Source organism: Bacillus sp. G402, assembly GCF_051172515.1.
Taxonomy (GTDB): domain Bacteria; phylum Bacillota; class Bacilli; order Bacillales; family Bacillaceae; genus Bacillus; species Bacillus altitudinis.
In genome coordinates, this window is sequence record NZ_JBPIZC010000001.1 from 459959 (window position 1) to 480147 (window position 20189).

The following is a 20189-nucleotide window of genomic DNA, read 5'->3' on the forward strand; positions in this document are numbered from 1 at the left end:
ATACAGGCAGGGCTTATGTGATGAAAGAGGGGAACTAGATGAAGTTTCAGGCGGAGGACGCGGATCTCTTTTTACAATCTAAAGATTACATTGATACCGCTATCATTCCATTAGTTGGGATAGATGCAAGCCATATCAAACAAACCGTGTCTTTAGGTGAGTTTACAATGCTTGTGGCAGAGGATCTTGAAAGGCAACTGAAAGGCAGAGTGTTTCTTTTTCCTCCACATACATATTTAGAAGTAAATCATCGTAAGCAAGAAGACATACTTGCAGTAAAACAATCATTGCAAGAACATTTTCAGCATGTTGTGTTTATCACATCTGATAACAAATGGAAAGAACAGCTAGAAGTGAGTGAATCGGCATTTATATTGCAGTCTGTTCCGCTTGAGCATTTAAAGGTCAATTTAAAGCAAAAAGTCATTCAAGACAGTGTAGAACAAATTTTGAACTTTTTGTTACAAAAATGGAACCCTTCATAAAAACCCTTACATTTGCATTGTACATAGCTTTTTAGGCTGTTGACCTTGTGAATAGATTGATATATTATGAGGGTGTCCTAGTTTTATGAAATTTTTTCTAATTCAGTTATAAAGTAGCTGACGACCTGAGGGGGGGAGAAAAAAATGAGCGAGAAGAGACATGGAGTGTCCAGGCGTCAATTTTTGAATTACACGTTGACCGGCGTGGGGGGATTTATGGCCGCTGGAATGCTCATGCCTATGGTTCGCTTTGCGCTTGACCCTGTGCTAAAAGGAACAGAGGATCAGGATATGGTTCAAGTTGTCAGTGTAGATGAACTGACAAAAGAACCGAAGCGCTTTGACTTTAAAATTGATCAAGTAGATGCATGGTATGAGTCAAAGGAATCTAGGTCTGCATGGGTGTACAAAGAAGGGGATGAAATTGTCGCTTTATCGCCAATCTGTAAACATTTGGGATGTACAGTGAACTGGAACAGTGATCCGAAAAATCCAAACAAATTTTTCTGCCCATGCCATTATGGGCTGTACGACAAGGATGGTACAAACGTACCCGGAACTCCACCGCTTGCACCGCTTGATCATTATAAGCAGCAAGTGAAGGACGGATACCTCTATCTTGGAAAAGCTGTGCCGAAAGGGGAAGGGTAACGATGCTTAACAAGATTTACGATTGGGTAGATGAGCGGCTGGACATCACACCGATATGGAGAGACATTGCGGATCATGAAGTGCCAGAGCACGTCAATCCAGCACATCATTTCTCTGCTTTTGTGTATTGTTTTGGCGGTTTAACGTTTTTTGTGACGGTCATTCAAGTCCTTTCGGGCATGTTTTTAACGATGTATTATGTACCGGATATTAAAAACGCATGGGAATCTGTCTATTATTTGCAAAATGAAGTGGCATTCGGACAGATTGTTAGAGGGATGCACCACTGGGGTGCGAGTCTAGTCATTGTTATGATGTTTTTACATACGCTGAGGGTCTTTTTCCAAGGGGCGTATAAAAAGCCTAGAGAGCTAAACTGGATTGTCGGTGTGCTCATTTTCTTTGTGATGCTTGGACTTGGTTTTACAGGATATCTTTTACCGTGGGATATGAAGGCGCTATTTGCGACGAAGGTTGGTCTTCAAATTGCAGAGGCGACACCTTTCATTGGGAAAGAGATTAAAACGCTACTTGCAGGTCATCCTGACATTGTAGGTGCACAAACGCTGACGAGATTTTTCGCTATCCATGTCTTTTTCTTGCCAGCGGCATTATTTGGGCTGATGGCTGCCCACTTTATTATGATTCGTAAGCAAGGAATTTCTGGACCGCTGTAAAATTTTGCGTTTGATGAATGTTCAATGAGGAGGGGATGACTTTGCATAGGGGAAAAGGGATGAAGTTTGTCGGAGATTCCAGAATACCGGCAGAAAGAAAACCTAACATACCTAAAGACTATTCCGAATATCCGGGAAAAACCGAAGCCTTTTGGCCGAACTTTCTTTTAAAGGAATGGCTTGTAGGTGCTGTTTTTTTAATTGGATTTCTTGTCCTAACTGTTGTTCATGCACCTCCGCTTGAGCGGATGGCTGATCCGACAGATACGGGCTATATTCCGCTGCCAGACTGGTATTTCCTATTTTTATACCAGTTGTTAAAATATGAGTTTGCTGCAGGGAGCTATACAGTGGTTGGCGCAATGATTATGCCTGGAATTGCGTTTGGTGCTCTTTTACTCGCACCATTTCTTGATTCTGGTCCTGAACGTAGGCCATATCGAAGACCAATTGCAGTTGGAATGATGATTCTTGCAGTTGGTGCAGCAACCTATTTAACATGGGAGTCTGTTGCTACTCATGACTGGGAAGCAGCTGCGAAGCAAGGTGAAATCAAGAAAGAAGCAGAGATTGATACCTCAGCTGAAGAGTATAAAATCTATCAAGAGCAGACATGTATCTCCTGTCACGGAGATAATATGCAAGGCGGTGCAGCTGGACCGTCGCTTGTTGATAATGGTTTAGCACCAGAGGAAATTGCGAAAATCGCTGTAGAAGGAAAAGGCAACATGCCTAAGGGCATTTTTAAAGGCAGCGATGAAGAACTTGAAAAGCTCTCGAAATATTTATCTGAGGTCAAATCTAAATAATTCAGTTGTTTAAATGTAAGTACAAGGATATACTCAAAAGGAGAAAAAAGCTGGCGCTGTCAGCTTTTTTCTGATTTTAACAGATCGTGAGTGAAGAGAAATATGAGATGGATTCAATATCTGCTAGCCACACGTTACATGCTTGTGCTCGTGCTCATTGTCAACTTTCTTGGTACTGTGTACGGCTACTACTGGTATATCCCGCAGCTCGTTGAGACGCCGGCTGTCTTTTTACCTTTTGTACCAGACAGTCCGACGGCAAGCTTTTTCTTTTTATTTGTATTACTAGCCTTTCTAATGAAACGCCATGCTCCTTATTTTGAAGCGCTGGCCCTTGTCACCTTGATCAAATATGGATTATGGGCTGTAGGGATGAATCTTTTCGTGCTCGTTTCTGTTGATGATTTTCCGTGGGAAGGATATATGCTAATTGGTTCGCACTTTGCGATGGCGGTACAGGCTGTGTTATTTGCGCCGTATTATCGTTTTCACATGCGTCATTTGGTTGTAGCAGGGATATGGATTTTACATAATGATGTGATTGATTATGTATTTGGAATGATGCCGCGTTATTCTATGCTTTCTGCCTATTCAAATGAGATCGGCTACGTGACGTTTTGGTTAAGTATGGCCGTTATTCTTGTTTCGTATTATCTTGTCATCTCGAAAAAATCGGTCAAGCTTGAACTCCCTTAACAATGTTGGTCTAACCTTGTCCTTTTCTTCATACGCTGTATGGAGAAAGGCTAGGAGGGACTTGCATGAAACGAAAGTCAATCGCGATGATTCTATTATTATTTCTCGTCTTGCATCCAGCTGCTGCAAAAGGTGAGGAAACAACAGCTGCTAAAGCGCTGCAAGAATTAACGGAACTATCAGATTCAATCTTTCAATTAACGAGACAAGCTAAATATGATGAGGCATTACAAGTTGCATTGTATGCTGAAAAGACATTTAAAGCTGAGAATTGGCGTGGAACTCTGACGAATACGCAGGTTCGGCAAATTACACTTGGCTATCAAGATATCATTAAAGGACTCCCGCAGGAAGACTTAAATGAGCGCGAAAAACTTCGGTATGCCTCTCAGTTTAGAATGCTTCTCGATGCGATACAATCAAATTCAGAACCTCTTTGGGGATCTCTCGAGAAGCCGATTATGGGGTCTTTTCCGACATTAAAGAAAGAAGTAAAAGATCCAGAATCGACGACGTTCTATGAAACTTGGAATGAGCTGGTTTCATTGTATGATATGATTTATCCGAGTTTAACCATTGATATCTCGCCTGAAAAGCTACAAACAATTAAGCAGCACATGGAAGTAATTGAACAAGGTGAATTTTTAAAAGCATCTAGTGGGACAAAGCTTGAGCGTCTCACGAAACTCGAAGAAGATTTATCAAGTGTGTTTGCGAACGTTGATCAAGATGAAGCGGATCCATCGCTTTTATGGGTCATTTTAACAACAGGAAGTATGATTTTACTCACTTTAACGTATGTTGGGTTTAGGAAATACCGTGCTGAAAAAGAAAAAACGCAAAAGCGACAAGCCGATTATCCAAAGTCATAAAAAAAGAAGCACCGTTATCGGGCTTCTTTTTTAGTGGGGATTGAGCGGCTTTTTATGTTCATCTAATGTGAAGCCTTCACCAAGTACGTCATGCACGTCACTCACTGATACAAAGGCATGAGGATCGACGGAAGTTACGACACTCTTGAGGTAGACAAGCTCATTTTTTGGAACGACGCAGTAAAGAACGTTGCGTTCCTGTTTCGTATAGGAGCCGACACCCTTTAAAATGGTCACTCCGCGCTCCATTTCCTCTGTGATCTTCTTTTGAATGATGTCATCCTTTTCAGAAATAATCATCGCTCCTTTGGCAGCGTATGCGCCTTCTTGCATGAAATCGATGACTTTTGCAGCAACAAATACGGCAACAAGTGTATACATGGCTTCTTTGTAATTTAAATAGGTGAGAGAGATGGTAATGACGCACGCGTCGAAGATAAACATCGTTCTTCCCATTGCAACTTGATAATGTTTATTGATCAGTCTTGCAATAATGTCAACGCCACCTGTTGTCCCGCCGAATTTAAAGATGATTCCGAGGCCTGTTCCGATAAACACACCTGCAAAGAGTGCGGCTAAGGCTAAATCGTGTTGAAGAGGCATATGTATTTGAAAGCGCTGGAAGATGGCTAGAAAGACAGAAAGACTGACGGTTCCGACAATTGTATATGTAAACATGGTTCTGCCAAGCATTTTCCAGCCGATAAAAAAGATCGGAATGTTTAACACAAGGTTTGAAATAGATGGATCAATGTGAAATAGAAAATATAAAAGCAGTGTGATACCTGTAAATCCGCCTTCCGCCAAGTTGTTCTGCATATTAAAATGAACAAGGCCGAAAGAAAAAATCGCAGATCCTATTAAAATAAATACGATATTTTTAAGACGAATTTCTTTTAGCAAAAGATCACTCCTTTTTTTGCTTAGACAGCGATAATATTATATGGTATGGAAGAGAAACAAGCAAACTGAGTTTTAAACATTTGTCAAATATTTATGATTTCGCTAACATGTAAGAGATGGATAGGAGGATGAGCTTCATGACGAATGAAAAAACGCTGCGTCACGTGCAGCAAGAAGTAGATGATTACATAGGACAATTTAAAGAAGGCTATTTCAGCCCGCTTGCCATGATGGCCCGTCTGACAGAAGAATTAGGTGAGCTGGCAAGAGAGGTCAACCATTACTATGGAGAAAAGCCGAAAAAAACAACGGAAACAGAAAAAAGCATGGAAGAAGAAATTGGCGATGTGCTGTTTGTGTTAACATGCCTTGCCAATTCACTCAATATATCACTTGAAGAAGCCCATGATCGTGTGATGCATAAATTCAATACAAGAGACAAAGACCGCTGGACGAAAAAAGAAGGGAAGTAGAGAAGATGACGAATCAAACCATCAAAGTCGTAATCGCTGGAGCAAGAGGAAGAATGGGGATAGAGGCTGTCAAGCTGGCAGAAGAAACAAGCCATTTTGAACTGGTAGCAGCACTTGATCACACACATGAGGGGAAAAAGCTATCTGATGTGCTTCATACAACATCTGATGCGCCCATTTATACGGATATTGACGTGTGTCTTTCAGAAACAGCACCGGATGTATTAATTGATTTGACGACCCCAGAAATCGGGAAAGTACATACAAAAAAAGCCCTTGAACATGGCGTACGTCCAGTCGTAGGCACAACAGGTTTTTCAGAAGACGACCTAAAAGAACTTCAGCAATTAACAGAAGAAAAAGGGATAGGCTGTATTATTGCGCCTAACTTTGCTGTTGGTGCTGTTTTAATGATGAAGTTTGCCAAAATGGCAGCAAATTATTTTCCTGATGTTGAAATCATTGAGCTTCATCATGATAAAAAATTGGACGCTCCGAGCGGTACAGGACTAAAAACAGCTGAAATGATCGCAGAAGTAAGAGAAAGCAAAAAGCAGGGGCACCCTGAAGAAAAAGAACTAATCGAAGGTGCACGAGGAGCAGATTATGATGGCATCCGCCTTCACAGCGTAAGACTTCCAGGCATGATTGCACATCAAGAAGTGCTGTTTGGAATGGACGGACAGACGCTCACGATCCGTCATGATTCTTATAACCGTGCATCATTTATGTCAGGTGTGAAGCTTTCTGTTGAACAGGTGATGCATATTGATCAACTCGTCTATGGCTTAGAAAATATTATCGACTAATAAGGAGTGGACCCCTGATGAACATTGCTTTAATCGCTCACGATAAGAAAAAAAGTGACATGATTCAATTCGCCATTGCGTATCGAGATATTTTGGCCGATCATACACTTTATGCAACAGGAACCACAGGTTTAAGAGTGAAAGAAGCGACTGGGCTGCCCATTCATCGTTTCCAATCAGGACCACTTGGAGGAGATCAGCAGATCGGTGCTATGATTGCTGATAATGCAATGGATCTTGTGCTCTTTTTTAGAGACCCTCTCACTGCACAGCCGCATGAACCGGATGTATCTGCACTCATCCGGCTTTGCGATGTGTATGCCATCCCATTAGCAACCAATATGGGGACTGCTGAAATTTTAGTCAGGAATTTAAATAAAGGTACGTTTGATTTTCGAGATGTAGCAAAAAACGGAGGAACGCATGAAACCACTTGATATCCTTGCATTCGGTGCCCATAGCGATGATGTAGAGATCGGTATGGGTGGAACGATTGCAAAATACGTAAAAAAAGGGGCACGTGTTGGGATTTGTGACTTGACTCAGGCTGAATTATCTTCAAACGGAACGGTTGAAAGCCGAAAAGAAGAGGCCAGAGCAGCCGCTGCCATTTTAGGCGTCACGACTCGAATCCAGCTCACGTTGCCAGATAGAGGACTTTATCTGAATGACGAAGCGATGAAAGAAATTGCAGGTGTCATCCGAACATACAAACCGAGACTTATTTTTGCCCCGCACCACCAAGATCGACATCCTGATCATGGTCATGCGGGTTCACTTGTAGAAGAGGCCGCTTTTTCTGCAGGTATACATAAATTTGAAGATTCATACAAGCAGCCAGCGCATAAAATAAGCCAGATGTATTATTACATGATTAATGGCCACCATCGTCCAGATTTTGTGATCGATATCTCAGACGAGATGAAGCAAAAAATTGATAGCTTACATGCGTATAAAAGCCAATTTGTCAAAACAGAGAGTTCAGTGGAGACACCGCTTGTAAATGGTTATATCGATTTTGTCAAAATGAGAGAGTCGATGTATGGAAGGGAAGTCAATAAACCTTTTGCAGAAGGGTTTCTGACAAAGAAGCCACTTTTGATGGACGATGACTTACTTGGGGGGTAATTATGAAAAAATTGAAGATCGGAATCACTTGTTATCCAAGTGTTGGCGGATCGGGCATTATTGCCACAGAGCTTGGAAAACGTTTAGCTGAAAAAGGGCACGATGTTCATTTCATTACCTCGAGTATTCCGTTTAGACTCAATAAAGTGTATCCGAATATTTATTTTCATGAGGTGGATGTCAATCAATATGCTGTGTTTCAATATCCGCCTTATGACCTTGCACTGGCAAGTAAACTCGCAGAAGTGGCAAAACGAGAGAAGCTTGATATTATTCATGCGCATTATGCGGTCCCTCACGCCGTCTGTGCGTTCTTAGCTAAGCAAATGACTGGACAGTCTGTCAAAGTCGTCACCACGCTTCACGGGACGGATATTACGGTTTTAGGCTATGACCCATCTTTAAAGGAAGTCATCCGGTTTGCGATCGAATCATCTGACCGCGTAACGGCTGTATCACATTCATTAGCTGCGCAGACATACGATCTGATTAAACCGAATAAAAAAATTGATACGATCCATAATTTCGTCGATGAGCGCGTATATTTGCGTGAAGATCACGAAGTGCTGAAGACGCATTATGGTCTTCTGCAGGATGAGAAGGTCGTCATTCATGTATCAAATTTCCGTAAAGTGAAGCGGGTGCATGACGTGATCCATGTGTTTAAACAGATTTCTGAACAGGTGAATGCAAAACTGCTACTGATTGGGGACGGACCTGAAAAATCGGTTGTTTGCGAGCTTGTGAAAAAGCTTGGATTAACGGACCGCGTGTTATTTTTAGGAAAGCAAGAGAAAGTGGAGGAGCTCTATTCGATTAGTGATTTGAAGCTGCTGCTTTCTGAGAAAGAGAGTTTTGGTCTTGTACTACTTGAAGCAATGGCATGCGGAGTACCTTGTATAGGAACAGACGTTGGAGGAATTCCAGAGGTGATTGCACATGGAGAGACAGGATTCCTTGTTCCGCTTGGTGATGTAGATGGAGCAGCAAAACATGCCATCACTATTCTGAAAGACAATGCGCTCCATCAGCAAATATCGATGGCAGCCAAGTCTAGTGTGGAAGCCAATTTCTCTTCTGACAAAATTGTGAGAGAGTATGAAGAGCTTTACTTAGAATTGATCGAAGGTGATGTTGAAGATGAATGAACCATTCACACATGCGATCCCTATTTTACATACACTGCACGAACATGGGTATCAAGCTTATTTTGTCGGCGGTGCGGTGAGAGATGTCCTTTTAGGCAGGGAAGTTGGGGATATCGATATTGCGACAGATGCCACACCTGATGTGGTGGAGTCTTTATTTGATAAAACAGTAGATGTCGGCAAAGAGCATGGCACTGTTATTGTTTTACTTGACGGGGTCAGCTATGAGGTCACTACGTTTCGGACTGAATCAGAATATGAAGACTTTCGCCGGCCTAAAGAAGTGGCGTTTATTTCATCACTAAAAGAAGATCTTTTAAGAAGAGATTTAACGATCAATGCAGTAGCCATGGATATTCATGGTGACATCATTGACCATGTAGGCGGCAAGCGGGATATTAAGCGGAGACGAATTCAAACGGTTGGAGATCCTGCGTGCCGCTTTCAAGAAGACGCGCTTCGGATGATGAGAGCGGTGCGGTTTTTAAGCCAGCTCGGGTTTGAGCTTTCTAAAGAGACGGAAGAAGCAATGAAAAAAGATAAACATCTGCTTGCCAACATCTCTGTTGAACGCAAAAAAATCGAAATGGAAAAACTTTTAAAAGGCCGCTACTGTGAGCAAGCCATCAAGGTGCTCATCTCCACCAAATTGTATGAAGAATTGCCCGGCCTCAAAAAGGATCAGCTGAATGAAACGTTCCAAGCTTTCCCGTATTATTTATTGGATGGGTTAGATGAGGTGTGGGGAGCCTTTATCCATTTACTTGGTCTAGATGAGGCGGAGGCGGTGTCCTTTTTAAAAGAATGGAAGTTATCAACGAAACTTTTAAAAGAAGCCGTTGCTATTAGCAAATATGTTGATTGTGACTGGGATGCGGAAAAAATGTTTGAAGCTGGTGAACATGTCCTGCTTTCTAGTATGAAAATCACGCAGCTCAAACATGAGCGTCGCATTTTCTTTGATGAGCTGGAGGCGGCGAAACGTTCATATGATGCGCTGCCGATTAAACAGCTTCAAGACCTTGCAGTGTCAGGAAAAGATTTGATGGCCTTTCGGCAAAAGCCAGCTGGTAAATGGATTGCAGAAGAGCTTGCTTTTGTGAAAAAAGCCGTTTTGCAAAACCAGCTTGAAAACCGAAAAGAAGCCATAGAGGAGTGGCTCATAGCGTGCGATCAGCGATTAGAAAACGATTAATTGAACTATTTACAGCATCTGAGCAAGATTTTGTCTCAAGCCAGCAAATATGTGATGAGCTTGGCTGCTCCCGAACGGCAGTATGGAAGCATATAGAGGATTTGCGAAAAGAGGGATATGAGGTCGAAGCGGTCAGAAGAAAAGGATACCGGCTGCTTCGTAAACCGGACAAAATTAGTGAAGACGAAATTCTGTTTGGTTTGGAAACAGAGCTGTTTGGCAGGCATATTTATTTTCAAGAAGAAGTCGCCTCAACTCAGCTCATTGCCCATGACCTCGTCAATAAAGGAGCCTCGCACGGCTCGCTTGTTGTCAGTGATCATCAGACAAACGGAAAAGGACGCCTTCAAAGAACGTGGCACTCACCAAATGGGACAGGCATATGGATGAGTTTGATTCTCCGGCCAGAAATACCGTTGCACAAAGCGCCGCAAATGACGCTTTTAGCATCTGTCGCGATCGCTGAAGCCATAGCGCAGCAAACGGGTCTCAGTCCATCGATCAAATGGCCAAACGATATTTTGCTAAACGGAAAAAAGGTCGTTGGTATTTTGACTGAATTAAAAGCAGAAGCTGACCAAGTTCACGCAGTCATTATTGGCCCAGGCATTAACGTGAATCAGACGGCAAATGATTTTCCTGAAGAATTAAAGGATGTTGCGACGAGTTTGCGAATGGAGCTTGGTCAAAAGGTAGACAGAGCGGCACTGATTCAAACCATCATGTCCACCTTTGAAAAAAGGTATGATGAATATATGACATATGGTTTTGCTCCGATCAAACAATTATGGGAATCGTATGCGATGACCATTGGAAAACGTATCATCGCACGCACCGTCAATGGACAATATGCTGGAACGGCGCTTGGGATTAACGATGAAGGCGTTCTCTTACTCGAAACGGAGGGCGGAATCCAAAACATCTACTCCGCTGACATTGAGATCAAGTCAACTTAAGTGGAACACCCGGCACATTTTTGATATACTTCGTGTGGGCAGTATCTGAAAAAGAACTGTACCTGTTAGGAAGAAAAATTCGATAAATTTCTGCCTTGATCCTAAGGGACTTGGACAGAGGGATGATTCGTCTGCACATGAGAGATAAAAGCGTGTGAGATCAGACAAGCCATCTCCTCTCCAGAATGAGGAGGAACAAATGAAGACAAAGTTAGATTTTTTCAAAATGAAAGAACAAAACGAACCTATTGTGATGCTGACAGCATACGACTATCCAGCTGCAAAGCAAGCGGAAAAAGCGGAAGTCGACATGATCTTAGTTGGTGACTCACTTGGGATGGTTGTCCTTGGACTTGATTCCACAGTGCAAGTGACGATGGATGATATGATTCATCACACAAAAGCAGTCAAAAGAGGCGCAAAAGACACATTTGTTGTGACGGATATGCCATTTATGTCTTATCATTATTCATTAGAAGAAACGATGAAAAATGCAGCACGCATTATGCAAGAAAGCGGTGCTGATGCCTTAAAGCTTGAAGGTGGAGATGGAGTATTTGAATCCATTCAAGCACTTACAAGAGGCGGTATTCCTGTTGTAAGCCATTTAGGGCTCACCCCTCAATCAGTCGGTGTCCTTGGCGGCTATAAAGTGCAAGGAAAAGACAAAGAGAGTGCACAGAAATTGATTGAAGATAGTCTGAAATGTGAGGAAGCAGGTGCCATCGCCCTTGTGTTAGAGTGTGTACCTGGTGAACTGACAAAACGGATTACTGACATGCTAAAGATTCCTGTGATCGGAATTGGGGCAGGGGCTGAAGCAGATGGACAAGTTCTCGTTTACCATGATGTGGTAGGGTACGGCGTGTCTAGAACACCTAAATTTGTGAAACAATACGCGCAAATCGATGCTGTATTAGAAGAAGCGCTCATACAATATACAAAAGAAGTAAAAGCACGCACATTCCCAGAGGATGCTCATACCTTTCATATGAAAGAAGAAGTCCTTGATGGTTTATATGGGGGGATCAAGGAATGAAGGTTGTTTCCCATATTCATGAATTAAAAGAAATGATCAAGCAGCATCAAAAGAAGCAGCATTCCATTGGATTTGTCCCTACAATGGGTTTCCTTCATGAAGGACATCTTACGCTTGCAAAAGAAGCAAGAGATCAAAATGACATTGTGGTGATGAGCATCTTTGTCAATCCATTGCAATTTGGACCGAATGAAGACTTTGAATCCTATCCAAGAGATATGAAAAGAGACCAGCGTCTTGCTGAAGAAGCTGGAGTAGATATATTATTTACACCTGATGTGAAGGAAATGTACAGAGATGAGCCATCGATTACGATGACTGTTCAAAAGCGTACAGACGTCTTATGCGGGAAGAAACGCCCAGGACACTTCGACGGCGTTGTCACGGTGCTCACAAAGCTGTTTCACCTTGTCGCACCAACCAATGTATACTTTGGTCTAAAGGATGCACAGCAAGTCGCTGTTATCGATGCGATGATCAAGGATTTCTTTTTTGATCTTCACCTTGTGTCTGTTCCTACTGTTCGAGAAGAAGACGGTTTAGCGAAAAGTTCAAGAAACGTGTATTTGTCTGAAACAGAAAGGCAAGAAGCACCTGCTTTATACCGGGCATTAAAAAAAGGACAGACAGCTGTAGAAAAGGGTGAACATGATGTAAATCGTATTTATCAATTAGTGGAAGAGGAGATTCTTCAAACAAGTGGAGAAATCGATTATATTGACATTTACTCCTATCCAGAGCTTGAACCCCTTCAGCACTTAACGGGGCAAGTGATCATTGCCATTGCTGTGAAGTTCTCCCGGGCAAGACTGATTGATAATGTGATTTTCCATGTTCCTGAAAGCGGTGAAAAACATGTATAGAACTTTTATGACCTCGAAACTTCATAAAGCGACAGTGACTGAAGCAAACTTACACTATGTAGGTAGTATTACTATCGACGAAGATTTGCTTGATGCGGCAGGCATGATGGCAAATGAGAAAGTGCAAATTGTCAATAATCACAATGGTGCTAGACTTGAAACATATATCATCCCTGGAGAAAGAAAGAGCGGTGTCATTTGTTTAAATGGTGCGGCAGCAAGATTGGTTCAGCCAGGAGATGAAGTCATTATTATCGCTTATGGGATGTTGTCAGAGGAAGAAGCGAAATCGCACACACCTAAAGTGGTCGTGTTAAATAAACAAAATCAAATTGAACAAATGATTGGGCAAGAGCCTGCGAGAACGATTTTATAACGCACGCTCACATGGAAACAGAACAGTTTCATCAAAAGGAAGCTGTTCTGTTTCAGCTATATTGCCCAGAGTGTGTTTCACTATGAGTGGAACGAGGAATTGAGGTGTCCATTTTATGACCGATCAAAGGTTTGTTGTCGTTGATATTGAAACCACCGGGAATTCACCAAAAAAAGGTGATAAAATCATTCAAATTGCTGCGGTGGTCATTGAAAATGGACAAATTGTCGAACGGTATTCAAAATATGTGAACCCAGGGAAAACGATTCCTGGATTTATTGAACAGCTGACAGGTATTAAGCAGCACATGGTTGATGACGCGGTGTTTTTTGAGGACATTGCCCAAGAGGTGTATGATCTCATACAGGGCGCTTATTTTGTTGCGCACAATGTTCATTTTGATTTGAACTTTTTAAACGATGAACTAAAAGCATGCGGGAAAAATGAGCTGGATGTGCTAGCGATTGATACGGTTGAAATTTCTAGAATTCTTTATCCTGAGCTTGAAGGTTATAAGTTAACTGAATTAAGCGAAGAGCTCATGCTTCCACATGACCACCCGCACAGGGCGGATAGTGATGCGGAAGTTACTGCCATGTTATTTTTAACCTTATTACATCAATTAAGGAATACACCGCCAAATGTGTTAAAACAGCTGCGCAGATTATCCTCTTATCTTCTAAGTGATATAGGACTTTTAATTAAGCAGCTTGAAACCAATCACACGAGTCAGGATGATTCGCTTGTAGAAGTAGGATCTTTTGCTGTGAAAGATGTGACCAATCCTATCACTGAATCGACATATGCAGTAGGCGCTGACGACGAGCAGCTGTTTGAGGAGATAAAAGAGAAACTTCCTCAAACATTAGAAGGCTATGAAGTAAGAGAAGGCCAGCTCACGATGATGAACAAAGTAAGAGATGCGTTCCATGAAAGAGCTTATGCTTTAATTGAAGCGGCGCCAGGAATCGGGAAAACACTCGCTTATCTTATACCAGCTGCTTTAGAAGCAAAGAAATCAGGAAAACCTGTCATTATCAGTACATATTCTATTTTACTGCAGCAGCAAATGCTTCAGCGCGATGTTCCGCTACTCAAGCAATTGCTCCCATTTGAGCCAGCCGCCTGTGTGTTTAAAGGGCGGGCACATTATATTTGTTTAGATAAGTTTGAGCATGTGCTGCATGAGGAAGATGATAACTATGATGTTGTCTTAACAAAAGCGCAAATTTTAATGTGGCTCCTTGTCACTGAAACAGGTGATTTGTCTGAACTGAATTTACCGTCAGGAGCTGCAAATATAAAAGACCGTATCTCCTGTGTACACATGCCATTTACATCGAAAAAACGCCGTTTTAAAGAACATTGTTTTTATGAACGGGCTAAACGAAAGGCTCAAACCGCTGACTTAATTTTGACGAATCACCGTCTGCTTTTATCCCAAACGGAAGGAGCCTCTATCTTTCAACATGCAGATGTCTATGTGATTGATGAGGCCCACCAATTTGAAAAAACAGCTAATGAAACGCTAGGTGACAGTGCGTCTTATATCCAGCTTCATGCGAAATTAACGCAGCTTGGCTCTTTGCATGGCGGGCTGCTTAAGAAATTGAAAAAGAGATTTCATGGGGCAGGTTTATCAACTGACACCTTTATTGAAATGGACGAGTATCTTCAGCAGCTTCAGATGGAAAGTGACGCATTTTTTAGTACCGTACATTCTTTTGTCAAAAGGACAAAACCAAAAGCGGACATCAATCGTCTCATTCATAGAGTCCGTCATCATTCAAAACATGCTCAGTGGGTCCGAATTAAAGAATCAGCGAGTAAGCTTTGTTCATTATTAATTGCTTGTGAGAAACTGTATGAGCAGCAAAAAAATGAGCTGCTTCACAAAAGTGATCAGTTCATAGAACACTTTGCATTTGAAGCAGAAGAATACGATCAAGTGATGTCGTTTATGCAGACATTCTGCAGTACGCTGTACCGGTTTATCTTTGAACCAAACAATGATGAAACCGTTTGGATTGAGATTGATGCAAAGGGTGCCAAGAATGCTGTCTTTATGCACGCACAGCCGCTGGATACAGGGGAGCTGCTAGCTGATCGGTTCTTTATGAACAAAAAAAGCGTCGTCCTCACATCAGGGACGCTCACCATCAATCGACGCTTTGATTATTGCTTGGAACGATTTGGCCTACAAGATTTTTACCCACACCTTGTCCAAATTGATTCACCTTTTGAACTTGAAAAACAGCTTAAGGTCGTTGTACCGGCTGACATGCCGCCGATCACAAACCGTGATGAACGCGAATATGTGAAGCGAGCTGCAACATATATTAAGATCATGGAAAAGCAGGATCAAGCGAAAATATTGGTGTTATTTAATTCACATGAGATGTTAAAAGCAGTGTATGAAGAGTTGAAATCAGAAGGTATGCAATCGGCCTTGTTTGCTCAAGGTTTGACAGGCGGGAGCCCTGTAAAATTGACAAAAATGTTCAAATTGGCGAAGCAAGCCATCTTGCTAGGAACAGGGAGTTTCTGGGAAGGTGTGGATTTTCCTGGCTCAGAGCTAACGACCGTTATTATGGCAAGGCTTCCTTTCCGACCGCCTGATTCACCGCTGATAGAAGCAAAATGTGAAGCCGCAAAAAAACAGGGGAAGAATCCCTTTAAAGCCGTCGCTCTCCCGGAAGCTGTGTTAACTTTTAAGCAAGGAGCCGGCCGCTTGCTGCGCTCGGAAAAAGACATCGGAACATTGCTGATTTTAGACCGCCGAGTGAAAACCGCTTCGTATGGAAAACTATTTTTAGAATCACTTCATCATGCGCCAGTTCACGAGATGTCCAAAGAGTCGCTTGAGGCGTATATAGAAAAGCTTAACAACGAAAAGCCGCTGTCATAAGCGGCCTTTCACTGGTGTGGGTTTGGAGTTAATTTATCGTAACGGCTTTTTATGTTCCGTTGTAAAAATAGTATCGGTTCTCACATTGAAAAGTATGACTAACAATATTTACGTACCGAGGAGGAATTAGAAGTGGAAAGTAAAATAGAGGTACTTTCAACTGTTCAAATTAAGCATTCAGAAGACCTATACAAAATCGTCGATTTACTGAACAGAACGCTTAAAAGGGAAGATCTTATGTTTGGATTAGCATTAGATCAAGAAGATCAAAATCAAGCGATATTTACCATATATCGCACATAGGGGAAGCTTGACATGAAAAAAATAGTTTGGATTATTTCATCCGTTGCTGCGCTCGTTTTACTCATTGGCATCATTAGCTTTTCGTGGATTTATCAAATGGCCATGGGTCAAAAAGAAGAAGGTCATGAGGCAGCGATTGAACGAGCAAAAAAGCAAGCATCATTAGCACAAGTAGAGCAAGTGGATACCTTTGTTGGGAAAGAAAAGCAATTTATTGTGGAAGGTAAAAACAAACAAAACGAAGCGATCTATGTGTGGGTACCTGCCAGCAAAAAAGAAAAAGTCATTGCCAAAAAAGCAAAAGAAGGCATTACTTCAAACCAAGCAGTACAAGCCGTTCAAAAGGAGAACACCATTTCTAAGCTAAAAAATGTTCAATTAGCACGAGAAGGTGACGTCCTCCTTTGGGAAGTAACGTACTTAAATGAGAACAACCAATATAGTTTCAGCTATGTTGATTTTACGACAGGACGAGTGGAAAAAAATTTAACACCGTAGTTTCTTCTGTCTTGCGTTGACCATGCTGATTTAGAACGGTTATAATAAAATGTATGAAAAAAGAATCACACCTATTTAACAAGGTGAGTTTCTTTCTGGCTTTGGAGGGAAATATGTTGAAAACAACTATTAATCAAGTGTTTAAACACGTCGATGAAGAAGTAACAATCGGCGCATGGATTGCCAATAAACGTTCAAGCGGGAAAATTGCATTCTTGCAGCTTCGCGACGGGACAGGCTTTATTCAAGGAGTCGTTGTAAAAGCAGAGGTGGAAGAGGAAGTCTTTAAGCTTGCGAAATCAGTGACACAAGAGACATCGGTCTATGTCACAGGACAAGTAACAAAAGACGAACGTTCACCACTTGGTTTTGAATTACAAGTGAAATCCATTGAAGTGATTCACGAAGCAACAGATTACCCAATTACACCAAAAGAACATGGAACAGAATTCTTAATGGATCACCGTCATTTATGGCTGCGTTCTAAAAAACAGCATGCCATTATGAAAATCCGTAATGAAATTATTCGTGCTACATATGAGTTTTTCCATCAAGAAGGTTTCGTGAAAGTGGATCCGCCAATCTTAACAGGAAGTGCTCCAGAAGGAACAACAGAGCTGTTTGCTACTAAATATTTTGATGAAGATGCATATCTTTCTCAAAGTGGACAGCTTTACATGGAAGCTGCTGCGATGGCACTCGGAAAAGTATTCTCATTCGGTCCAACATTTAGAGCAGAAAAATCGAAAACGAAACGTCATTTAATCGAGTTCTGGATGATCGAGCCTGAGATGGCATTTGTTGAATTCAATGAGAACCTTGAGTACCAAGAAAATTATGTGTCTCACGTTGTTCAAAGTGTACTTGAAAATTGTAAAGTAGAACTGCACACACTTGGCCGTGATACAGCAAAATTAGAAAACATCAAAGCACCATTTCCGCGCATCACATATGATGAAGCGATTAAATTCTTGCAGGATAAAGGATTTGATGACATCGAATGGGGAGATGACTTCGGTGCGCCACATGAAACAGCGATCGCCGAAAGCTATGATAAACCAGTCTTTATCACTCATTACCCAACCTCATTAAAACCATTTTATATGCAGCCTGCACCAGACCGCGATGATGTCGTCCTTTGTGCAGATTTAATTGCGCCAGAAGGCTATGGCGAGATTATCGGCGGTTCTGAACGTGTTCATGATTTAGATCTGCTTGAAGCAAGACTAAAAGAACATGGATTAGATCAAGAAACGTACAAATGGTACACAGAATTAAGACAATATGGTTCTGTACCACATTCAGGTTTTGGTCTTGGACTTGAACGAACAGTTGCTTGGATTAGCGGAGCGCCGCATGTGCGTGAAACAATTCCATTCCCAAGATTATTAAACCGTTTATATCCTTAAGACGTGAAAGCCTCCAATATATGGAGGCTTTTTCAAACGTCTTAAGGACAGCACGTATGAAAAAACGTGATATACTGAAAGTGAAGAGGTGTATCCGATGAAAAGGCAGCAATTTATAGATATGCAGAAAATGGGTTCGACCAGTTTGCCTAATTTGCTGATTGCCCATTATGAGCAATTAGGACTGAATGAATCACAAATGATGGTCATGTTAAAGATTAAAATGAATGAAGAACAAGGCGTCTTTTTTCAGACATTTGAAGAGCTTTCACATGGTATGACCATTTCGGCCGAAGAATGTGCTTATATGGTGCAGTATTTGATTCAAAAAGGGTTTATTTCGATCCAGCCGTTTGAAGACAGGTCTGGTATTCAGCATGACCGGTACTCGGTAGAACCCTTATGGGGTGTGCTGTATGACTTTTTAGAAGCAAAACAGGCGAAAGACGTACAAAAGAATCATGTGCAGGCTGAAAAGTCTTTATATGCGCTATTTGAAGATGAGTTTGGCAGACCACTTTCTCCTCTTGAAGGGGAAACACTCTCGATCTGGATGGATCAAGACCATCATGATGCTGAGATGATTCGTCTTGCTCTAAGAGAAGCCGTTTTATCAGGAAAATTAAATTTCCGCTATATAGATCGAATTTTATTTGAGTGGAAAAAGAAAGGGCTGAAAACAGCGGAAGAAGCGAAAGAGCATAGCCAGCATTTCCGTTCGCAGCAAAAAGCCCCACCTTCAAAAGAAGAAACATCTTCATATAAACGACAAGTTCCTTTTTATAATTGGCTGGAACAATAACCAATAAAGGAGAAGGCATGTTATCAAAAAAACAAATCAATGAATGTTTAGATATTATAGGGGATATGTTTCCAGAGGCTGAGTGTGAGCTTGTTCATTCCAATCCATTTGAACTAGTGATTGCTGTCGCACTTTCAGCGCAATGTACAGATGTTCTAGTGAACAAAGTGACCAAACATCTATTTCAAAAATATAAAACACCAGAAGACTATTTAAGTGTGCCGCTTGAAGAGTTGCAGCAGGATATTCGTTCGATCGGTCTTTATCGTAATAAGGCAAAAAACATTCAAAAATTAAGCCAAATGCTGATTGAAGATTATGGCGGTGAAGTGCCAAGAGATCGAGATGAGCTAATCAAGCTCCCAGGGGTTGGACGGAAAACAGCAAATGTCGTTGTATCTGTCGCTTTTGGAATTCCCGCCATTGCAGTAGATACACATGTCGAGCGTGTCAGCAAACGACTTGGGATTTGCCGCTGGAAGGATTCTGTTCTTGAGGTAGAGCAAACCTTAATGAAGAAGGTGCCAAAAGAGGATTGGTCGGTGACCCACCATCGTCTCATCTTTTTCGGTAGATATCACTGTAAGGCGCAGCGGCCGCAGTGTGAATCTTGTCCACTTCTTGATATGTGTAGAGAAGGGCAGAAGAGGCTGAAAAAAGGGCTGGTGAAGCTGGCATGAGCGGGGCAGCTGTTTTCACCTCATATGTCGAAAAGCTAAAAGAGAAAAAGGTAGAGGTAAGCGGCGAAAAGAAGGATATATTAAGAAACAATCCACTCGCATTTGATCTATCTTCAGAACCTTTACTAGATGAGCAACCATGGCAGAAAACGGAAGAATTTGTTCCTTTGATGTTTGATCTGTGGAATGAATTAAAAGACAACATGCTTCCTCGCTTTCAAACGAGAAAATCTCGGTGTGAAGAGGATGATATGCTGCAAGGCATTGTCAGTATGATTGCAATGTTTTACTGGATCAAAGGAGAGAAGCTTCAAACCATTGATTGGGAGGAAATCAAACAACAGACGTTTCCAGTAGCCCCCATTAACTGGACAGAACGATTAGAGTTTATTTTGCTTAAACCTACCCAATATCATTGCTTTATTCAATTGGACGAGTTATACACAGAGCTCAAAAAGCAGTATGGAAAATACGAAGCACTCAGAAAGCTTAAACAAAATCGTTAAAAA

24 protein-coding genes are annotated in these 20189 nt (G+C 41.7%); 23 read left to right on the forward strand and 1 reads right to left on the reverse strand.

Annotated elements, in window-relative coordinates:
- The first annotated feature begins 38 nt into the window (after positions 1–38).
- The 6 genes from ACSBQP_RS02515 to ypjB all read left to right on the forward strand — a co-directional run bounded on the left by ACSBQP_RS02515 (position 39) and on the right by ypjB (position 4190).
- Complete coding sequence (locus ACSBQP_RS02515) at positions 39–485, forward strand: YpiF family protein (protein ID WP_007500913.1); 447 nt, start codon at positions 39–41, stop codon at positions 483–485.
- Between the two features lie 144 nt (positions 486–629).
- Positions 630–1136 carry a ubiquinol-cytochrome c reductase iron-sulfur subunit gene (locus ACSBQP_RS02520; protein WP_007500911.1) on the forward strand — a complete coding sequence of 169 codons (507 nt, stop codon included), beginning with the start codon at positions 630–632 and terminating at the stop codon, positions 1134–1136.
- A 2-nt stretch (positions 1137–1138) separates the two neighbouring features.
- Positions 1139–1813: a menaquinol-cytochrome c reductase cytochrome b subunit gene (qcrB, locus tag ACSBQP_RS02525; protein ID WP_003215804.1), complete on the forward strand. Its 675-nt coding sequence runs from the start codon at positions 1139–1141 to the stop codon at positions 1811–1813.
- Positions 1814–1854: 41 nt separating this feature from the next.
- The gene (locus ACSBQP_RS02530) at positions 1855–2622 is read left to right on the forward strand and encodes a menaquinol-cytochrome c reductase cytochrome b/c subunit (RefSeq protein ID WP_008344567.1); all 768 of its coding nucleotides are present in this window, start codon (positions 1855–1857) and stop codon (positions 2620–2622) included.
- 102 nt (positions 2623–2724) lie between these two features.
- Positions 2725–3318: a DUF1405 domain-containing protein gene (locus ACSBQP_RS02535; RefSeq protein WP_435028161.1), complete on the forward strand. Its 594-nt coding sequence runs from the start codon at positions 2725–2727 to the stop codon at positions 3316–3318.
- Positions 3319–3383: 65 nt separating this feature from the next.
- Positions 3384–4190 carry a sporulation protein YpjB gene (gene ypjB / locus ACSBQP_RS02540; RefSeq protein ID WP_277687682.1) on the forward strand — a complete coding sequence of 269 codons (807 nt, stop codon included), beginning with the start codon at positions 3384–3386 and terminating at the stop codon, positions 4188–4190.
- Between the two features lie 30 nt (positions 4191–4220).
- Here ypjB and ACSBQP_RS02545 read toward each other — a convergent pair whose 3' ends face one another.
- Positions 4221–5093, reverse strand: a complete 873-nt coding sequence (locus tag ACSBQP_RS02545; protein WP_435028162.1) for a YitT family protein — start codon at positions 5091–5093, stop codon at positions 4221–4223.
- A 137-nt stretch (positions 5094–5230) separates the two neighbouring features.
- Between ACSBQP_RS02545 and ACSBQP_RS02550 the strand changes: the two genes are divergently transcribed.
- From ACSBQP_RS02550 to ACSBQP_RS02630, 17 genes are all read left to right on the forward strand, one after another.
- Positions 5231–5566, forward strand: coding sequence for a nucleotide pyrophosphohydrolase (locus ACSBQP_RS02550; RefSeq protein WP_008344575.1), 336 nt, complete (start codon positions 5231–5233; stop codon positions 5564–5566).
- Between the two features lie 5 nt (positions 5567–5571).
- The gene (gene dapB, locus ACSBQP_RS02555; protein ID WP_017359745.1) at positions 5572–6375 is read left to right on the forward strand and encodes a 4-hydroxy-tetrahydrodipicolinate reductase; all 804 of its coding nucleotides are present in this window, start codon (positions 5572–5574) and stop codon (positions 6373–6375) included.
- A gap of 17 nt (positions 6376–6392) precedes the next feature.
- Complete coding sequence (gene mgsA / locus ACSBQP_RS02560; protein WP_024718518.1) at positions 6393–6812, forward strand: methylglyoxal synthase; 420 nt, start codon at positions 6393–6395, stop codon at positions 6810–6812.
- Entirely contained in the window at positions 6799–7503 is a 705-nt protein-coding gene (gene bshB1, locus ACSBQP_RS02565; RefSeq protein WP_024718519.1) for a bacillithiol biosynthesis deacetylase BshB1, read from the forward strand. The genes mgsA and bshB1 overlap by 14 nt, the downstream gene beginning before the upstream one ends.
- A gap of 2 nt (positions 7504–7505) precedes the next feature.
- On the forward strand, positions 7506–8651 hold the full coding sequence (bshA, locus tag ACSBQP_RS02570) for an N-acetyl-alpha-D-glucosaminyl L-malate synthase BshA (protein WP_008344584.1): 1146 nt from the start codon (positions 7506–7508) through the stop codon (positions 8649–8651).
- A complete protein-coding gene (locus ACSBQP_RS02575) occupies positions 8644–9846 on the forward strand; it encodes a CCA tRNA nucleotidyltransferase (protein WP_035391671.1) in 1203 nt (400 codons plus the stop codon). The genes bshA and ACSBQP_RS02575 overlap by 8 nt, the downstream gene beginning before the upstream one ends.
- Positions 9819–10802: a biotin--[acetyl-CoA-carboxylase] ligase gene (locus tag ACSBQP_RS02580; protein WP_050827330.1), complete on the forward strand. Its 984-nt coding sequence runs from the start codon at positions 9819–9821 to the stop codon at positions 10800–10802. The genes ACSBQP_RS02575 and ACSBQP_RS02580 overlap by 28 nt, the downstream gene beginning before the upstream one ends.
- A gap of 199 nt (positions 10803–11001) precedes the next feature.
- On the forward strand, positions 11002–11841 hold the full coding sequence (panB, locus tag ACSBQP_RS02585; protein WP_008344587.1) for a 3-methyl-2-oxobutanoate hydroxymethyltransferase: 840 nt from the start codon (positions 11002–11004) through the stop codon (positions 11839–11841).
- Entirely contained in the window at positions 11838–12704 is an 867-nt protein-coding gene (gene panC, locus ACSBQP_RS02590) for a pantoate--beta-alanine ligase (protein ID WP_060781139.1), read from the forward strand. Before panB ends, panC begins: the two co-directional genes overlap by 4 nt.
- Positions 12697–13080, forward strand: coding sequence for an aspartate 1-decarboxylase (panD, locus tag ACSBQP_RS02595; RefSeq protein WP_017359738.1), 384 nt, complete (start codon positions 12697–12699; stop codon positions 13078–13080). The genes panC and panD overlap by 8 nt, the downstream gene beginning before the upstream one ends.
- A gap of 115 nt (positions 13081–13195) precedes the next feature.
- Entirely contained in the window at positions 13196–15988 is a 2793-nt protein-coding gene (gene dinG, locus ACSBQP_RS02600) for an ATP-dependent DNA helicase DinG (protein WP_156061360.1), read from the forward strand.
- Positions 15989–16120: 132 nt separating this feature from the next.
- Positions 16121–16291: a YpmA family protein gene (locus ACSBQP_RS02605; protein WP_008344594.1), complete on the forward strand. Its 171-nt coding sequence runs from the start codon at positions 16121–16123 to the stop codon at positions 16289–16291.
- A gap of 12 nt (positions 16292–16303) precedes the next feature.
- Positions 16304–16789: a cell wall elongation/penicillin-binding protein regulator TseB gene (gene tseB / locus ACSBQP_RS02610; RefSeq protein WP_007500889.1), complete on the forward strand. Its 486-nt coding sequence runs from the start codon at positions 16304–16306 to the stop codon at positions 16787–16789.
- 116 nt (positions 16790–16905) lie between these two features.
- On the forward strand, positions 16906–18198 hold the full coding sequence (gene asnS, locus ACSBQP_RS02615; RefSeq protein ID WP_024718525.1) for an asparagine--tRNA ligase: 1293 nt from the start codon (positions 16906–16908) through the stop codon (positions 18196–18198).
- A 97-nt stretch (positions 18199–18295) separates the two neighbouring features.
- Positions 18296–19000 (forward strand): DnaD domain-containing protein, encoded by a 705-nt coding sequence (locus tag ACSBQP_RS02620; protein ID WP_008344601.1) that lies wholly within the window; start codon positions 18296–18298, stop codon positions 18998–19000.
- A 17-nt stretch (positions 19001–19017) separates the two neighbouring features.
- Positions 19018–19680, forward strand: a complete 663-nt coding sequence (gene nth, locus ACSBQP_RS02625; RefSeq protein ID WP_008344602.1) for an endonuclease III — start codon at positions 19018–19020, stop codon at positions 19678–19680.
- Positions 19677–20186, forward strand: a complete 510-nt coding sequence (locus ACSBQP_RS02630; protein WP_025207533.1) for a YpoC family protein — start codon at positions 19677–19679, stop codon at positions 20184–20186. Before nth ends, ACSBQP_RS02630 begins: the two co-directional genes overlap by 4 nt.
- Positions 20187–20189: the final 3 nt, after the last annotated feature.